Consider the following 13,291-nt stretch of genomic DNA (forward strand, 5'->3'; position numbering starts at 1 on the left):
GCCCTGATGACGATTGAAGCCTTCCGGCTTCGACCTGGTCCCCGAAGGAATTTTCATGAAGACCGCGCTGACCCTTTCCGGATCGATCCGCCAGGGCTCTTACAATCGGGTACTGCAAAAGCATATGGGCCGGGCCCTGACGCAGGCCGGCGTGGCGGTGACTGAGATCGATCTTTCAGATTTTCCCATGCCGATCTTTAACGAAGATCTCGAAGCGGAAAATGTGCCGGAGGCGGCGGTGCGGCTCGCCGAGATGTGGCGGAGCCATGACATCGTCTTCATCGCGAGCCCCGAATATAATGGCGGGCCGTCGCCGCTGATCGTCAATACGATCACTTGGCTCAGCCGGCAAAAGCCGAGCCCATTTCGGAATGCTGTCTTCGGCATTGGCGGGGTGAGTTCGGGCAAATATGGGACGATCTGGGGCCTCAGCCATCTGCGCGAATCGCTGACCAAGGTGGGAACGCTCGTCGTGCCGACGCTGCTCGGGATCGGGCCGGCAGAGGGTGCGTTCGACGAAAATGGGGACCCGACGGAAAAGCCTATTATCCGCAAGGTCGAACAGATGGTGACCGAGCTCACGAGCTTTTCGCGATGAAGGCCCTTTATCTAACCCATCCGCAGGTCAAACTTGATGCCGAGGTGCCGGTGCCCCTTTGGGGGCTTTCGGCCGAGGGCCGAGACAGAGCAGAAGCTTTTGCTGCCCGCCGGATCATCCCGACGGGCACTTTTGTTTTTTCGAGCCGGGAAACCAAGGCGCTCGAGCTGGCCGAGATCGTTGCGGCACAGGCGGGAACGCCGGTTCTGGCCGATCACTTGATGGGCGAGAACGACAGGAGCTCGACCGGCTTTCTGCCGCCGGCTCTGTTCGAGGAAATGGCGGACCGGTTCTTTGGCGAACCGGAAACGAGTGCGGATGGTTGGGAGCGGGCGGTCGATGCGCAGCAACGGATCGTCAGCACGGTGCTGATGGCTCTCAAAAGCGTGCCGCCGGACACGCCGGTGATTTTTTGCGGGCATGGGGCCGTGGGCACTTTGCTCAAATGCCATTTGGGCAAGCGGGCGATTGCGCGCAGCGAAGACCAGAGCCGGCATGCCAATCGCGGCGGCGGCAATGCCTTTCTGTTCGATGCCGAGAGCCAGGAATTGCTCAGCGAATGGATAGAAATGGAGGCGCTGCCGGACGCGTGGTGGCGCTAAACTTTTAGCGCGAAGAGATCGAGGGCGTCGTTGAGTGCTTCGGTGAGGCGATCGAGGCGGGCAGGGTCTGTTTCGAGCTGACGGAGGCGATTGGGACCGGCGAGCGGGACGGCACCGACGAGATCGAGCCCCTTTTGCGTGATGGCAACGAGCCGGGCGCGGCGATCCCGTGGGTCGGTGCGGACGATGCAGAGATCGAGACGGCGCAGTTCATCGATGGATTGGCCAAGGGTGGCCGCATGCATGTTGAGCCCCTTGCGGAGGGCGGCGAGCGCCATGTGTGGGCGCTCGGCAAGCGTGTGAAGCACGGCGAGTTGCAGGCCGGTGATCCCGTGGCGCTGTTTCAGTTCGAGATGAAAGGCGGCGATGGCGGAATCGAGCCGCATCCAGGCGACGAGGGTGGAGAGGGCCTGTTGCTGCATGCTTTTTGTAACCGAAGAAGGGGAATCGCGGCTCTTATGATGCCATAGGAGTCGCGCCACAAGCTCTTATGGTGGCATAGGATCGGCAATTCTGCTTGCGGCAGGCGGCTCGATATGCGACCCCAACCCAAATCAGCGACAGAAGGAATTTTGCCATGGCCGGCCATTTGATCGTGGGGCTCGACGTTTCGTCACGCGCCCGCGCCGAGGAGATCGTGACCGCGCTGGGCGATACGGTCGACTATTACAAGATCGGCTATCAGTGCTTTTATGGCGCCGATGGCTTTGCGCTGGGCAAGGATCTGATCGCGGCGGGCAAGAATGTGTTTTTCGACCTCAAGCTGCTCGACATAGACAATACGATCGAAAAGGGCGTCGGGGCGATTGCGGAAACCGGCGCGGCGATGCTGACAGTGCATGCCTATCCAAAAACCATGCGGGCGGCGCAGAAGGCGGCAGCGGGATCGGGGCTTTGCGTGCTTGGGGTGACGGTGCTCACCTCGATGGACGATGCCGACGTCAAGGAAGCTGGATACGAGCGCGATGCGGCCGGGCTCGTGGCCTTGCGGGCCCAACAGGCCAAGGAAGCGGGGATCGGGGGTATCGTTGCTTCGTCGCATGAAGCGGAAATGGTGCGGACCATTCTGGGACCAAAAATGGCGATCGTAACGCCGGGTATCCGGCCGGCCGGCGCAGCGCTTGGAGACCAGAAGCGGGTGATGACTCCGGCCGAGGCGCTTGCGGTGGGCGCAACGCACCTGGTTGTGGCGCGGCCGATCGTCGAGGCGCCAGATCCGGCGGCGGCGGCGAAGGCGATTTTGGCCGAGATGGCCGGTGGCGGAACGAGGTTCGCATGACCAAATATTCAGCCTGTATCGAAATGCTGTTCGTACCGGAGAGCGCGGACCCAGTGGAGCGCGTTCGCCTTGCCAAGGCGGCCGGGTTCGAGGCGGTCGAATTCTGGCTCTGGTCCAACAAGGATCTCGACGGGATCGAGCGCGTGTTGGGTGAGACCGGCATTACCCTCGCCGGGATCGTCGCCGAACCCTTTGCCGAGCTGACACGGGCAGGGGATCATGACCGGTTTCTGGCGGGGCTGGAAAAGAGCCGCGACGTGGCGCTGCGGCTTGGCGCGAAGGTTTTGATCTGCCAGTCGGGGCCCTTGCTCGAGGGGATCGAGCGGGCACGGCAGCATGACGACCTGACACAGGCAATGGCGCGCTCGGCCGATGTTTTACAGGGTTCTGGCGTGCGGCTGGGTCTCGAGCCGCTCAATGATCTTGTGGATCATCCGGGCTATTATCTGACTAGCACGGTCGAAGCGCTCGATATCATGGACAAGGTCGATCGGCCTGAGATCGGGATCACCTATGATCTCTATCATTCCATGGTGATGGGCGAAGTGCCGGAAGAGGTGGTTGGTAAGCGGGCCAGGCACATTGCGCATGTGCATGTGGCGGATCACCCGGGGCGCAACCAGCCGGGGAGTGGCGAGCTGGATTTGAAGCGGCCGCTGGGGTGGTTGGCAGCGCAGGGGTATGATGGGTTTGTGGGGCTGGAGTTTCGGCCGACGGCTGGAACGGGTGAAGCGCTAGCGCAGATGCGCAGTTCGCTCAGCTAGTCCCAGATCTCCCTTCTCCCCCTGTAGGAGAAGGTGCCCTAAAGGGGTCACCGAATTCGCTTTTGCGAATTTCGGTTGGGATGAGGGGTATGCGATCTATCTGCAGCGTTCGAACGTGTGGATAGAACCCCTCACCCTGCAATTCTGCTGAACGCAGAATTGCTGTCCCTCTCCCACAAGGGGCGAGGGGAGGCCGGTGGTTGGGGCGAGCTTCGGTGGCTAACTAGCCGACAAGACCATGCTTGCGGCTCAGATCCTGTAGGTCGAGCTGCGGTCTCGCGCCGATGTGGGAAATCACTTCGGAGGCGGCGAGGCAGCCCGTTTTGAGCGCCGACTCCAAGTTCTGGCCCCGTGCCATTGCCAGCAAAAAGCCCGACGCAAAAAGGTCGCCGGCGCCGGTGGCGTCGACTACTTTATCGACGGAGAAGGCGGGGACCGAGACGACTTCGCCATTGTATACCGCCATAGCACCCTCGGCGCCCATAGTGATGGCGGCCAATTCGGCATCCTGCGCGATGGCGCGGACGGCAGTGCCGAGATCATCGGTTTCGTAGAGCGACTTCAGTTCGTGCACATTGGCAAATACGTAGTCGATGGTTTTGGAACGGATCAGGTCCAAAAATTCGGCGCGGTAGCGATCGACGCAGAATGGGTCCGAGAGCGTGAAGGCTGCGGCGCGCTCATGCTTGTGGGCATAGTGGGCGGCAAGCACGAATGCCTTTTTGGCTTCCACCGGGTCCCACAAAAACCCCTCCATATAGGTGATAGCGGCGCCGCCGATTTCGTCGGGGCGGATATCGGCTTCGGTCAATTGATGGCAGGCGCCGAGATAGGTGTTCATGGTGCGCTCGCCGTCTTCGGAGACGAAGATCATGCAGCGGGCGGTGAGAGCGCCGTTCTTGAGGCGCGAGGTGTTGTAGTGCACTCCGATGGCATCGAGATCGGTTTCGAAGACATCGCCCAACGGGTCATCGGCTACCTTGCCGATAAAGGCGGCGCGGCCGCCAAGCGAGGCGACGCCGGCGGCGGTATTGGCGGCTGAGCCGCCCGAAATCTGCTGCCGGCCCAGCGGCATCTTTGAATAGAGATCCTCGGCCCGATCGGTATCGATCAGGTGCATGATCCCCTCTTTCATGCCCTCGCGTTCGATGAAGCCGGGCTCGACCGGTGCGATGATATCGACGATCGCATTGCCGATGGTGAGCACGTCGAAGCGGGTCTGGGTCATGGGGGCCGGACACTTTTGGGAAAAACCGCTCGGGGTTTAACCCATGAGGTCGTGATGGGCAATCTTTGGCGTCGCCAGTGCTTTAGAGACTGCCAATAATCTCGGCGATCAGCGCCTCTCGATCTTCGCCGGCACGCAACGCGATCTGGCTATCGAGGAGCAGAATGGCAAGGCCATGGACCTTGGCCCAGGCGGCGAGCGCCTTGATGCGACCGGTGCCGACATCGCCGCCGACAATATGGCGCAGGGTTTCAAAAGCAGCATCGGCTGCCATTTTGAGGCCCGGGCGACCATCTTTTTTGAGCTGTGGCGAGAACATCAGGCGGAAGAGATTGGGGTTTTCGAGGGCGAAGGCGACATAGGTCTGGCCCATGACCGCCATCGGATCCTTGGGATTGCTGGCGGCGACGGCTTCCATGGACGCGGCAAAACGCTGGAAGCCCGTCACGGCGAGCGCTTCGAGGAGAGCCGCGCGCGAATCGAAATGGCGATACGGGGCGGCCGGGGACACGCCGACCGCCCGCGCCAGATCGCGAAGACCTAGGCCAGCCTCGCCCTCTTTTTGCAAAATGATCAGCGCGGCTTCAAGGAGTGCCTGGCGGAGATTGCCATGATGATAGGGCGCATTCGCTGATGTTGACATTGTTCACTTTAGAAAGTTAGATGTGAGCAGCGTTAACACCTGAGCGAAGGCAGAGCAATGGACTGGAACCTGATACTGGCCTGCGCACACCATTTGGCGGTGTTTACGCTGGTCGCTGTTTTCGCGGCGGAGTTTGCGCTGCTGCGACCGGGGCTGGGCGGCGAGCGGCTGGGACAACTCGCCAAGCTGGATGCCGCCTATGGTGCCATGGCGATGTTGGTGATTGCCGTCGGTGTTGTCCGCGTCTGGTTCGGCGGGATCGACCCCATGTATTATCTGACCAACCACGCCTTTTGGGGCAAGATGGCGGCCTTTCTCGTCATGGGACTGCTGACCATTCAACCGACGATTGCCATTCGCCGCTGGGTTAGAGCGGGCGGCGGCGCTTCAGACTATGTCGTGCCGGCAAATGAGATCGGCACCAGCCGCCGCTTCGTGCATCTACAAGCCGGCTTCTTGCTGTTGATCCCGCTCTTTGCAGCGGCGATGGCGCGGGGCTATGGCAGCTAACCGCGCGGCAATGGTGTCTTCGGTTCGAAGAGGCACCATTCGCGGATCGGGCAGCGCCAGCATTCGGGTTTTCGCGCCTTGCAGATATAGCGGCCATGGAGGATCAGCCAATGGTGCGCGTGGAGCATAAACCGCTCCGGCACCTGCTTGGTTAGGGCGAGTTCGACCTCGAGCGGGGTTTTTCCCGGGGCAAGACCGGTACGATTGCCGACACGGAACAGGTGGGTATCCACCGCAATGGTCGGCTGTTTGAAATAGATGTTCAGCACCACATTAGCCGTCTTGCGGCCGACGCCGGGCAGGGCTTCGAGGGCCTCGCGATTGTCAGGCACTTCGCCGCCATGGAGATCAATCAGCATTTGCGAAAGGGCAAAGACGTTCTTGGCCTTGCCGCGATAGAGGCCGATGGTGCGGATCAATTCGGTGATCTGCTCGACGCCCAGAGCCACCATGGCAGAAGGTGAGGGGGCGAGTTCGAAGAGGCGCTTGGTGGCTTTGTTGACGCCGGCGTCGGTGGCCTGGGCGGAGAGGACCACCGCGACGAGAAGGGTGAAGGCGTTGATATAATCCAGCTCGCCCTTTGGCTCGGGCTCGATCTCGTGGAACCGCTCAAAAATGGCTTCAGCGGCAACACGATTAAGTTTTTTCACTTTTCTTGGACTTGGCATTCTCTCGCCCCCGAATCTCTGCCAATATTTCAGGGCGAGTCCATCATGCCAATGCAAACCAGCACCACGACCAGTCCTCTCTTTTCGGCCACCTTGCGGCCGGACAGATCTTTGCGCGCTGCCGGCGGCTGGATCGGGTTGGCGGTCGCCGGGCTTTTGGGGCTGCCGTTTCTCGTCGCGGTGCCGGAATTTATCCTGCCGGGGATCGCTGGCTTTGCAATCGCGGGCGGTGGATTGACGGCCCTCTCCTGGCGCTTGTCGCGGCGGGCAAAGCTGATCGAGCAGATCACGGTCTGGAGCGATCAGGTCGAGATTTTGACGACGGGTCCGCGGCAGGAGAAAAAGCTGCGGCGGCTCGATCCGAAAAAAGTCCGGCTGGTGCTTAAGCGCGACGACAATGAGCGGACGCTCGCCATGCATCTGCGCCATGGCAATGATCTTATCGAGCTTGGCGGGTTTTTGGCTATTGGGGACAAATCGAGTTTTGCCCGCGCTTTTGGCCGGGCGCTGCGAAAAGCGCGGCAGAGCTGATCGCGGTAAAAATCGGGTCGAACCGGTGATCGTCGCAGGGTAGAGTTTTCCGGAATTGGAATGAAGGTTCCGGGACATGAACCAGCTCACCGCGCTTGCGCCGCAAGACGATTATGACACCATCCGCGCCGCCATCCGCTATCTCAGCGAGAATGGGCCCGATGCCACCGACCTGCCGCGCTTTGCGCGGGCCTTGGGCCTGACCGAGCGGCAGCTAACTGACCTCTTCCGGCGCTGGTGTGGTCTCTCGCCCAAAAGCTTTGCGCAGGCTGTGGCGCTTGATCATGCAAAATCGCTGCTGCGCGATCAGGCGAGTGTGCTCGACACGACCTATGAGGTCGGCCTGTCGTCGACCTCGCGGCTCCACGATCTCTTTGTCACCTATGAAGCGATGCCGCCGGGTGTGTTTCGGGCCGGGGGCGAGGGGATCGACATGATCTGGGGTGTGGCGCCGTCACCCTTCGGGCGCGCAGTGATCACGGCAACAGATTACGGGATTTCGGGGCTGGGCTTTGCCGACGCGGAGACCAGCATTGAAGACGCCTTCGCCGATCTGGCCAATCGCTGGCCGCGGGCGCGGTTTACGCGGAACGATGCGCGGATCGTCCAGATGGCCGCAGGAATTTTCGAGCCTGGTCGATGGTCACCGGATCAGCCGGTGCGCGTCGTGCTGATCGGTACGGATTTTGAGGTCAAGGTCTGGGAAACGCTGCTCAAAATCCCCGTGGGGCAGGCAGTGACCTATTCGAGTGTCGCCAACCATATTGGGCGGCCGACGGCGTCGCGGGCCGTGGGCGCGGCGGTGGGGAAAAACCCGATCAGTTTCGTAGTGCCCTGCCACCGCGTGGTGGGCACGTCGGGGGCGCTGACGGGATATCACTGGGGCGTGCCGCGGAAGCGGGCGATCTTGGGCTGGGAAGCAGGGGTGATTTCGGCGGCGCATTGAGCGGCCGGGGTTTCACGTGAATCCTCGGAACCCCCTCCTAGCCTCCCCCTGGTAGGGGGAGGGATCTGCCGGTGGCTCACAAGTATCGCGGGCACGCACAATGCGTTCCTCCCCCTATCAGGGGGAGGCTAGGTGGGGGTGGCCCTAGAGCTTGAGCCGCTCAACCAGCTTTCCATCCGGGCCAATCTTGTAGACCGTTGGCTCACCTGTACCGATTTCGCGGGCCAGAATCTCATCAGGTGTCAAGCCCTCGATGGCCATGACCAATGCACGGAGCGAGTTGCCGTGGGCGGCAATCAGGACAGTTTTGCCGGCCTTGAGCTGGGGCAGGATTTCGGCGTCGTAATAAGGCAGGGTGCGGGCTGCGGTGTCTTTCAGCGATTCACCGCCGGGAGGGGGAACGTCGAAGGACCGGCGCCAGATCAGCACCTGCTCTTCGCCCCACTTGACCCGGGCATCGTCCTTGTTGAGGCCCGAGAGGTCGCCGTAGTCGCGTTCGTTGAGCGCGATGTTGCGGGTGATGGTGACGTTGAGGATGCCCATCTCTTCAAGGATGAGATCGAGCGTGTGCTGGGCGCGGCGGAGGGCCGAGGTGTAGAACAGGTCAGGCGCAAAGTTTGCGGCCTTGAGCGCTTTGCCGGTGGCCCGGGCTTCGCCTTCACCCTGCTCGGTGAGGTTTGGATTGCGCCAACCGGTAAAAAGGTTCTTGAGGTTCCATTCGCTCTGGCCGTGACGGACCAGGATCAGTGTGCCGGACATTCTTTTGTTCCCTAGTCGTTGAGGCCGAGGACGTCGGCCATGGTGTAGAGACCCGCGGGCTGGTGGGTGGCCCAGAGGGCGGCGCGGACGGCGCCATTGGCATAAATGGTGCGGTCTTGCGCCCGATGATTGAGTTCGATCCGCTCGGAAGGGCCGGCGAGGATGACCATATGGTCGCCGATGACATTGCCACCGCGCAGGGTCGCAAAGCCGATAGTGCCAAACTCGCGCGGGCCGGTATGACCATCGCGCACGCGCACGGAATGGTCTTTCAGTGAAATATTGCGCCCCTTGGCGGCAGCTTCCCCGAGCATCAACGCGGTGCCCGAGGGCGCGTCGACCTTGAGGTTGTGGTGCATTTCCAGAACTTCGACGTCGTAGTCGGGCAGGGCCTGCGCGGCCTTTTCGACGAGCACGGCGAGTGCAACCATGCCGGGCGAAAAATTTCCGGATTTGACGATCCGCGCGCCGGCTGCTGCGGCGGCAGCGATTTCGGCATCGTCGGCTTCGGAGCAGCCGGTGGTACCGATGAGGTGAACCAGGCCCTTGGTGGCGGCAAGCTGGGCAAGCGCCACGGTTGCGGCGGGGGCCGTAAAGTCGATGATGACGTCGGCCTGGTCGAGCAGCGCCGTGATATCGTCGGTCACTTGGACACCGAGCGCGTCGATGCCGGCGAGGGTGCCCGCATCCTTGCCGATGGAACTTGCGCCAGGGCGATCGACAGCGCCGACCAGTTTGAGCCCGGCACTTGCAGCCACTGCCCTGATATTGGCGCCGCCCATACGGCCGCCGGCACCGGCAACCACGGTTCTGAGCTCTGTCATGCCCGGTCTCCCGAATTCGTCGAGAACGCCTATATCAGTGCCAGGCCCAACCGCCAACTCTCTGGCGCAATTGAGCAAGTCGAGCCCAATCGACACAATTGCCACAAAACCCTAACTTAGTGGCCGAAGCAGAAACGGACCCGCAATGACCATTTCAAATGCGCTGGCCAGCATCGCTGTCGAAAGCCTCTCGGAATCGCTCGTCTGGTACGAGTATCTTTTCGGCCGCAAGGCCGATGCCCGGCCCATGGCCGATGTCGCCGAATGGAAGCTTCCGGGCGGTGGCTGGGTGCATGTGGCGACCGATGCCGACCGGGCGGGGGCGAGCACTGTTACGCTTATCGTCGATGATCTGGCCGACGAGATCGGGCGATTGGAAATGTTCGGGATCAAGCCGGTGGCCAAAGCCATCGGTCACTTCTTCAGCACCGCGAAACTGCGCGACCCTGATGGCAATCTCGTTGTCCTCAGCCAACCGCAACCGGGGACGTATTAAACCCGCCGCAAGCTCACATTCTCGATCAGATGGTCTTTGCCCTTTTTGAGGATCAAGTCGGCGCGTCCTCTTGTGGGCAGCACGTTGTCGACGAGGTTGGGTAGGTTGATCGTGCGCCAGACCTGGCGGCCAAAAGTGCCGGCCTCTTCTTCGCTCATTTCGGCGAAGCGGCGGAAGAAGGAGGTGGGGTCCTTGAAGGCGGTTTCGCGCAGGCGGAAGAAGCGCTGCATGAACCAGTCTTCGAGGTCGTCATTGTCGGCGTCGATATAGACCGAGAAATCGATGAAGTCGGAGGCAAAGAGGATGGGACGGCCGGTGCGTGGCAATTCGCCGGGCTGAAGGATATTGAGGCCTTCGACGATCAAAATGTCGGGGCGATCGACGACGATCTCTTCGCCCGCCACGACGTCATAGACGAGGTGGGAATAGACCGGCACTTTCACCTTGGCCTTGCCCGATTTGATATCGCCCAGAAATTTGACGAAACGGGCGCGGTCGTAGCTTTCGGGAAAACCCTTGCGCTGCATCAGGCCTTTTTCGGTGAGCGTCGCATTGGAATACAAAAATCCGTCGGTGGTGACGAGATCGACGCGTGGGGTCGATGGCCAGCGCGACAGCAGCGCTTTCAGGATACGCGCGGTGGTCGATTTGCCGACGGCAACCGAGCCGGCGACGCCGATGATGAAGGGGACCTTGTGGCCATGCGGAGTTTGGAGAAACCGCGATTGGACATTGTGCAGGCCCTGGATGGCTTCGACGTAGTAGGAGAGGAGCCGCGAAATCGGCAGATAGACCTCTTCGGCCTCGGTCAGCGAGATGGGATCGGTCAGGCCGCGCAGGCGATCGATGTCGCCCTGGTCCAGCGTCATCGGTGCACCGTCGCGCAGCTTGCTCCACTCGCCCTTGGTGAAATGATGATAGGGATCGAGGGCCATCAGCTTTGGTCCGTTCTGGAGGCTTTTTCGGCAAGGCCGGATTGAGCGGTGCGGGCATCGAGCTCGGCCATGACCTGGCTCAGCGGCACGCCGGACGCGCGCAACACAACGAGCATATGGAAGAGCAGATCGGCCGATTCCTTGACGAGCTCGGCCTTGTCGCCGGTGACGGCAGCGATGACCATTTCGGTTGCTTCCTCACCGACCTTTTGCGCTGTTTTGTTGATGCCGCGCGAAATCAGCTTGGCCGTGTAGCTTTCCTCGGGCGAGGCGGCAGCGCGCAGAGCGATACGGGCTTCGAGGTCTTCAAGGGTCATATTTGTCTCCCCAACCACCGCCGTCATCCCGGCCTTGAGCGGGAATCCATCTTGAGATCTCAGGATGGGCCCCGGCCTTCGCCGGGGTGACAATCTGGGTTGGTTTCAGTTTTGAGTCTCAAGCCGAAGCGGGATCCATTCTCATGGCAATCCCATGCTCGACCATATAGCGCTTGGCCTCAGGAATCGTAAAAGTGCCGAAGTGGAAGATGGACGCGGCAAGGACGGCGCTCGCATGGCCTTCGATGACGCCGTCGACCAAGTCCTGGAGCTTGCCGACACCGCCCGAAGCGATCACGGGGACTTCGACTTCGTCTGCGATCATCCGGGTCAATTTGAGATCGAAACCGGACTTGGTGCCGTCGCGGTCCATGGACGTGACGAGCAATTCGCCTGCGCCACGATCGACCATTTTGGCGGCGAACTCCACCGCGTCGATGCCGGTCGGCTTGCGGCCGCCATGGGTGTAGATTTCCCACTCAGAGCGATTGTCGCCGCCGACGCGCGCAGCGAGCCGCTGCTTGGCATCGACCGAAACCACGATGCACTGATTGCCGAATTTATCGGCCGCCCGGGAGATAAATTCGGGATCGCTGACGGCAGCGGAATTGATCGCGACCTTATCGGCACCGGCGAGGAGCAGCTTGCGGATGTCTTCGATCGAGCGAACCCCACCGCCGACCGTGACCGGCATGAAGCAGTGTTCGGCGGTGCGGGCGACGACGTCAAAAATCGTGTCGCGGCCTTCGTGGCTCGCGGTGATATCGAGGAAGGTCAATTCATCGGCGCCAGCCGCGTCATAAGCCATGGCAGCCTCGACTGGATCGCCGGCATCGATGAGATCAACGAAATTGACGCCCTTGACGACACGGCCGCCAGCCACGTCGAGACAGGGAATGATGCGGGTCTTGAGGCTCACCGGCGGCATCCTTTCTTGTGCGCGTCCTCGCTGCGCTGCGGGCGGCGCGGGCAGGCCACGTCGAGACAGGGAATGATCCGTGTTTTAAGGCTCATGGCTGAATGCCCTTTTGGCGTCGCCCCCAGGCGATGCGGTGGGTAGTGACGATGACGATCCAGACGATCACGGCGCCGAAGCCGAGCGGCAGGGTGAGAAGGCCGAACCAGCCCATGACGAACATCGTATAAAGCATGTCGCCCATATCGGTGCCGCCAACCATGCAGACATTAACCCCGCCCTCATTGAGGTTGCAGCCATTGGCGCTGGCAATGCTGCTCGAAATGATGACCGAGATCACCGGGCCGAGCGCAATCAGCAGAATGACGATCAGCACCAGGATATAGCGCAGCCACGGAAAGCGGGGCGGCTGGATCTCGCTCATGCAGCCCTCAACTTGGCGAGTGCTTCACGTGAATCAATTCGGCCATCATAGAGGGCACGGCCGGAAATAGCCCCTTCAAGGACTTGGTATTCCGGGCGGGTCATGCGCTCGATATCGTCCATGGAAGCAAGGCCACCCGAGGCAATGACGGGGATGGAGGTCGAGCGGGCGAGGTCGAGGGTCGAGTCCCAGTTGATGCCAGCCAGAATGCCGTCGCGGTCAATGTCGGTATAGATGATGGCGGCGACGCCAGCGCCTTCGAAGCGCTTGGCGAGTTCCACGATGGACAGCTCGGAGGTTTCCGCCCAACCTTCCACCGCCACCATGCCGCCCTTGGCATCGGTGCCGACGGCGACCTGGCCGGGCCATTTTTCGGCGGCTTCTTTCACCAGCTCCGGATCGCGCACGGCGACGGTGCCGAGAATGACGCGGGCGAGACCCTTGTCGAGCCAGGCTTCGATATGATCGAGCGTGCGAATGCCACCGCCGAGCTGGACAGGGAAGTTGACAGCTTTGAGGATGCTCTCCACCGCCGCGCCATTGACGCTCTCGCCGGCAAAGGCGCCGTTGAGATCGACGACGTGCAGATATTCAAAGCCCTGGTCTTCGAAACTCTTGGCCTGGGCGGCGGGATCGTCGTTGAAGACGGTCGCCTGATTCATGTCGCCGAGTTTCAGGCGCACGCACTGGCCGTCTTTGAGGTCGATGGCGGGGAAGAGGATCATGGTCTTTTGCCCTTTGGCAGAACCCCCACCCGGCCTCCCCCTGAGGGGGGGAGGGGCAGGGACTTTGGCTTTGGCACGATCGTGCCTCAAACTCGAACGCGTCTCTCCCCCTTCAGGGGGAGGTTA

General features: G+C 61.5%; 19 protein-coding genes. 8 read left to right on the forward strand and 11 right to left on the reverse strand.

The window, feature by feature from the left end; translation table 11 throughout:
- Positions 1-55 precede the first annotated feature (55 nt).
- Both ASE94_RS11570 and ASE94_RS11575 read left to right on the forward strand, forming a co-directional pair.
- The gene (locus ASE94_RS11570) at positions 56-598 is read left to right on the forward strand and encodes an NADPH-dependent FMN reductase (protein WP_156352118.1); all 543 of its coding nucleotides are present in this window, start codon (positions 56-58) and stop codon (positions 596-598) included.
- Positions 595-1,200, forward strand: coding sequence for a histidine phosphatase family protein (locus ASE94_RS11575; RefSeq protein WP_062630536.1), 606 nt, complete (start codon positions 595-597; stop codon positions 1,198-1,200). Before ASE94_RS11570 ends, ASE94_RS11575 begins: the two co-directional genes overlap by 4 nt.
- Here ASE94_RS11575 and ASE94_RS11580 read toward each other — a convergent pair.
- The gene (locus ASE94_RS11580; RefSeq protein ID WP_061908507.1) at positions 1,197-1,622 is read right to left on the reverse strand and encodes a winged helix DNA-binding protein; all 426 of its coding nucleotides are present in this window, start codon (positions 1,620-1,622) and stop codon (positions 1,197-1,199) included. The genes ASE94_RS11575 and ASE94_RS11580 overlap by 4 nt on opposite strands.
- A gap of 155 nt (positions 1,623-1,777) precedes the next feature.
- Here ASE94_RS11580 and pyrF point away from each other — a divergent pair, with 155 nt between their 5' ends.
- Together pyrF and ASE94_RS11590 are read left to right on the forward strand one after the other, a co-directional pair.
- On the forward strand, positions 1,778-2,479 hold the full coding sequence (gene pyrF, locus ASE94_RS11585; protein WP_062630537.1) for an orotidine-5'-phosphate decarboxylase: 702 nt from the start codon (positions 1,778-1,780) through the stop codon (positions 2,477-2,479).
- The gene (locus ASE94_RS11590) at positions 2,476-3,243 is read left to right on the forward strand and encodes a TIM barrel protein (protein ID WP_062630538.1); all 768 of its coding nucleotides are present in this window, start codon (positions 2,476-2,478) and stop codon (positions 3,241-3,243) included. The genes pyrF and ASE94_RS11590 overlap by 4 nt, the downstream gene beginning before the upstream one ends.
- Before the next feature lie 223 nt (positions 3,244-3,466).
- Here ASE94_RS11590 and ASE94_RS11595 read toward each other — a convergent pair whose 3' ends face one another.
- Entirely contained in the window at positions 3,467-4,471 is a 1,005-nt protein-coding gene (locus tag ASE94_RS11595; protein ID WP_062630539.1) for an adenosine kinase, read from the reverse strand.
- Between the two features lie 82 nt (positions 4,472-4,553).
- A complete protein-coding gene (locus tag ASE94_RS11600; protein WP_062630540.1) occupies positions 4,554-5,114 on the reverse strand; it encodes a TetR/AcrR family transcriptional regulator in 561 nt (186 codons plus the stop codon).
- Positions 5,115-5,171: 57 nt separating this feature from the next.
- On the opposite strand from ASE94_RS11600, the gene ASE94_RS11605 reads away from it, so the two are divergent.
- Positions 5,172-5,624: a DUF2214 family protein gene (locus ASE94_RS11605; RefSeq protein WP_062630541.1), complete on the forward strand. Its 453-nt coding sequence runs from the start codon at positions 5,172-5,174 to the stop codon at positions 5,622-5,624.
- Here ASE94_RS11605 and nth read toward each other — a convergent pair.
- Positions 5,621-6,274, reverse strand: coding sequence for an endonuclease III (gene nth, locus ASE94_RS11610; RefSeq protein WP_348270973.1), 654 nt, complete (start codon positions 6,272-6,274; stop codon positions 5,621-5,623). The genes ASE94_RS11605 and nth overlap by 4 nt on opposite strands.
- A 63-nt stretch (positions 6,275-6,337) precedes the next feature.
- On the opposite strand from nth, the gene ASE94_RS11615 reads away from it, so the two are divergent.
- Positions 6,338-6,823 carry a DUF2244 domain-containing protein gene (locus ASE94_RS11615; RefSeq protein ID WP_082461179.1) on the forward strand — a complete coding sequence of 162 codons (486 nt, stop codon included), beginning with the start codon at positions 6,338-6,340 and terminating at the stop codon, positions 6,821-6,823.
- A 76-nt stretch (positions 6,824-6,899) separates the two neighbouring features.
- The gene (locus ASE94_RS11620; RefSeq protein WP_062630544.1) at positions 6,900-7,769 is read left to right on the forward strand and encodes a bifunctional helix-turn-helix domain-containing protein/methylated-DNA--[protein]-cysteine S-methyltransferase; all 870 of its coding nucleotides are present in this window, start codon (positions 6,900-6,902) and stop codon (positions 7,767-7,769) included.
- A 144-nt stretch (positions 7,770-7,913) separates the two neighbouring features.
- Here the strand turns inward: ASE94_RS11620 and ASE94_RS11625 are convergent, their stop codons facing one another.
- Together ASE94_RS11625 and dapB are read right to left on the reverse strand one after the other, a co-directional pair.
- On the reverse strand, positions 7,914-8,528 hold the full coding sequence (locus ASE94_RS11625; RefSeq protein ID WP_061908498.1) for a 2,3-bisphosphoglycerate-dependent phosphoglycerate mutase: 615 nt from the start codon (positions 8,526-8,528) through the stop codon (positions 7,914-7,916).
- Positions 8,529-8,539: 11 nt separating this feature from the next.
- Positions 8,540-9,352, reverse strand: a complete 813-nt coding sequence (gene dapB / locus ASE94_RS11630) for a 4-hydroxy-tetrahydrodipicolinate reductase (RefSeq protein WP_061908497.1) — start codon at positions 9,350-9,352, stop codon at positions 8,540-8,542.
- A gap of 145 nt (positions 9,353-9,497) precedes the next feature.
- Between dapB and ASE94_RS11635 the strand changes: the two genes are divergently transcribed.
- Entirely contained in the window at positions 9,498-9,848 is a 351-nt protein-coding gene (locus ASE94_RS11635; protein ID WP_062630545.1) for a VOC family protein, read from the forward strand.
- Here ASE94_RS11635 and coaA read toward each other — a convergent pair.
- The 5 genes from coaA to hisA all read right to left on the reverse strand — a co-directional run bounded on the left by coaA (position 9,845) and on the right by hisA (position 13,165).
- Entirely contained in the window at positions 9,845-10,783 is a 939-nt protein-coding gene (gene coaA / locus ASE94_RS11640) for a type I pantothenate kinase (protein WP_062630546.1), read from the reverse strand. The two genes, ASE94_RS11635 and coaA, sit on opposite strands and share 4 nt — an antisense overlap.
- Positions 10,783-11,100, reverse strand: coding sequence for a phosphoribosyl-ATP diphosphatase (locus ASE94_RS11645; RefSeq protein ID WP_244484028.1), 318 nt, complete (start codon positions 11,098-11,100; stop codon positions 10,783-10,785). The genes coaA and ASE94_RS11645 overlap by 1 nt, the downstream gene beginning before the upstream one ends.
- 118 nt (positions 11,101-11,218) lie before the next feature.
- A complete protein-coding gene (hisF, locus tag ASE94_RS11650) occupies positions 11,219-12,019 on the reverse strand; it encodes an imidazole glycerol phosphate synthase subunit HisF (RefSeq protein WP_062630694.1) in 801 nt (266 codons plus the stop codon).
- Between the two features lie 91 nt (positions 12,020-12,110).
- A complete protein-coding gene (locus ASE94_RS11655) occupies positions 12,111-12,440 on the reverse strand; it encodes a hypothetical protein (protein ID WP_062630548.1) in 330 nt (109 codons plus the stop codon).
- Complete coding sequence (gene hisA, locus ASE94_RS11660; protein WP_062630549.1) at positions 12,437-13,165, reverse strand: 1-(5-phosphoribosyl)-5-[(5-phosphoribosylamino)methylideneamino]imidazole-4-carboxamide isomerase; 729 nt, start codon at positions 13,163-13,165, stop codon at positions 12,437-12,439. Before hisA ends, ASE94_RS11655 begins: the two co-directional genes overlap by 4 nt.
- Positions 13,166-13,291 lie beyond the last annotated feature (126 nt).

Source organism: Devosia sp. Leaf64 (assembly GCF_001421945.1).
Taxonomy (GTDB): Bacteria; Pseudomonadota; Alphaproteobacteria; order Rhizobiales; family Devosiaceae; genus Devosia.

Bases quoted from the DNA above. Each gene is read 5' to 3' on its own strand.
- ASE94_RS11645 (WP_244484028.1), bottom strand. From the start codon at position 11,100: ATGACCCTTGAAGACCTCGAAGCCCGTATCGCTCTGCGCGCTGCCGCC.
- ASE94_RS11605 (WP_062630541.1), top strand. From the start codon at position 5,172: ATGGACTGGAACCTGATACTGGCCTGCGCACACCATTTGGCGGTGTTT.
- ASE94_RS11625 (WP_061908498.1), bottom strand. From the start codon at position 8,528: ATGTCCGGCACACTGATCCTGGTCCGTCACGGCCAGAGCGAATGGAAC.
- ASE94_RS11655 (WP_062630548.1), bottom strand. From the start codon at position 12,440: ATGAGCGAGATCCAGCCGCCCCGCTTTCCGTGGCTGCGCTATATCCTG.
- dapB (WP_061908497.1), bottom strand. From the start codon at position 9,352: ATGACAGAGCTCAGAACCGTGGTTGCCGGTGCCGGCGGCCGTATGGGC.
- pyrF (WP_062630537.1), top strand. From the start codon at position 1,778: ATGGCCGGCCATTTGATCGTGGGGCTCGACGTTTCGTCACGCGCCCGC.
- ASE94_RS11590 (WP_062630538.1), top strand. From the start codon at position 2,476: ATGACCAAATATTCAGCCTGTATCGAAATGCTGTTCGTACCGGAGAGC.
- ASE94_RS11580 (WP_061908507.1), bottom strand. From the start codon at position 1,622: ATGCAGCAACAGGCCCTCTCCACCCTCGTCGCCTGGATGCGGCTCGAT.
- ASE94_RS11600 (WP_062630540.1), bottom strand. From the start codon at position 5,114: ATGTCAACATCAGCGAATGCGCCCTATCATCATGGCAATCTCCGCCAG.
- ASE94_RS11615 (WP_082461179.1), top strand. From the start codon at position 6,338: ATGCCAATGCAAACCAGCACCACGACCAGTCCTCTCTTTTCGGCCACC.
- coaA (WP_062630546.1), bottom strand. From the start codon at position 10,783: ATGGCCCTCGATCCCTATCATCATTTCACCAAGGGCGAGTGGAGCAAG.
- hisA (WP_062630549.1), bottom strand. From the start codon at position 13,165: ATGATCCTCTTCCCCGCCATCGACCTCAAAGACGGCCAGTGCGTGCGC.
- ASE94_RS11575 (WP_062630536.1), top strand. From the start codon at position 595: ATGAAGGCCCTTTATCTAACCCATCCGCAGGTCAAACTTGATGCCGAG.
- ASE94_RS11570 (WP_156352118.1), top strand. From the start codon at position 56: ATGAAGACCGCGCTGACCCTTTCCGGATCGATCCGCCAGGGCTCTTAC.
- ASE94_RS11620 (WP_062630544.1), top strand. From the start codon at position 6,900: ATGAACCAGCTCACCGCGCTTGCGCCGCAAGACGATTATGACACCATC.
- ASE94_RS11595 (WP_062630539.1), bottom strand. From the start codon at position 4,471: ATGACCCAGACCCGCTTCGACGTGCTCACCATCGGCAATGCGATCGTC.
- ASE94_RS11635 (WP_062630545.1), top strand. From the start codon at position 9,498: ATGACCATTTCAAATGCGCTGGCCAGCATCGCTGTCGAAAGCCTCTCG.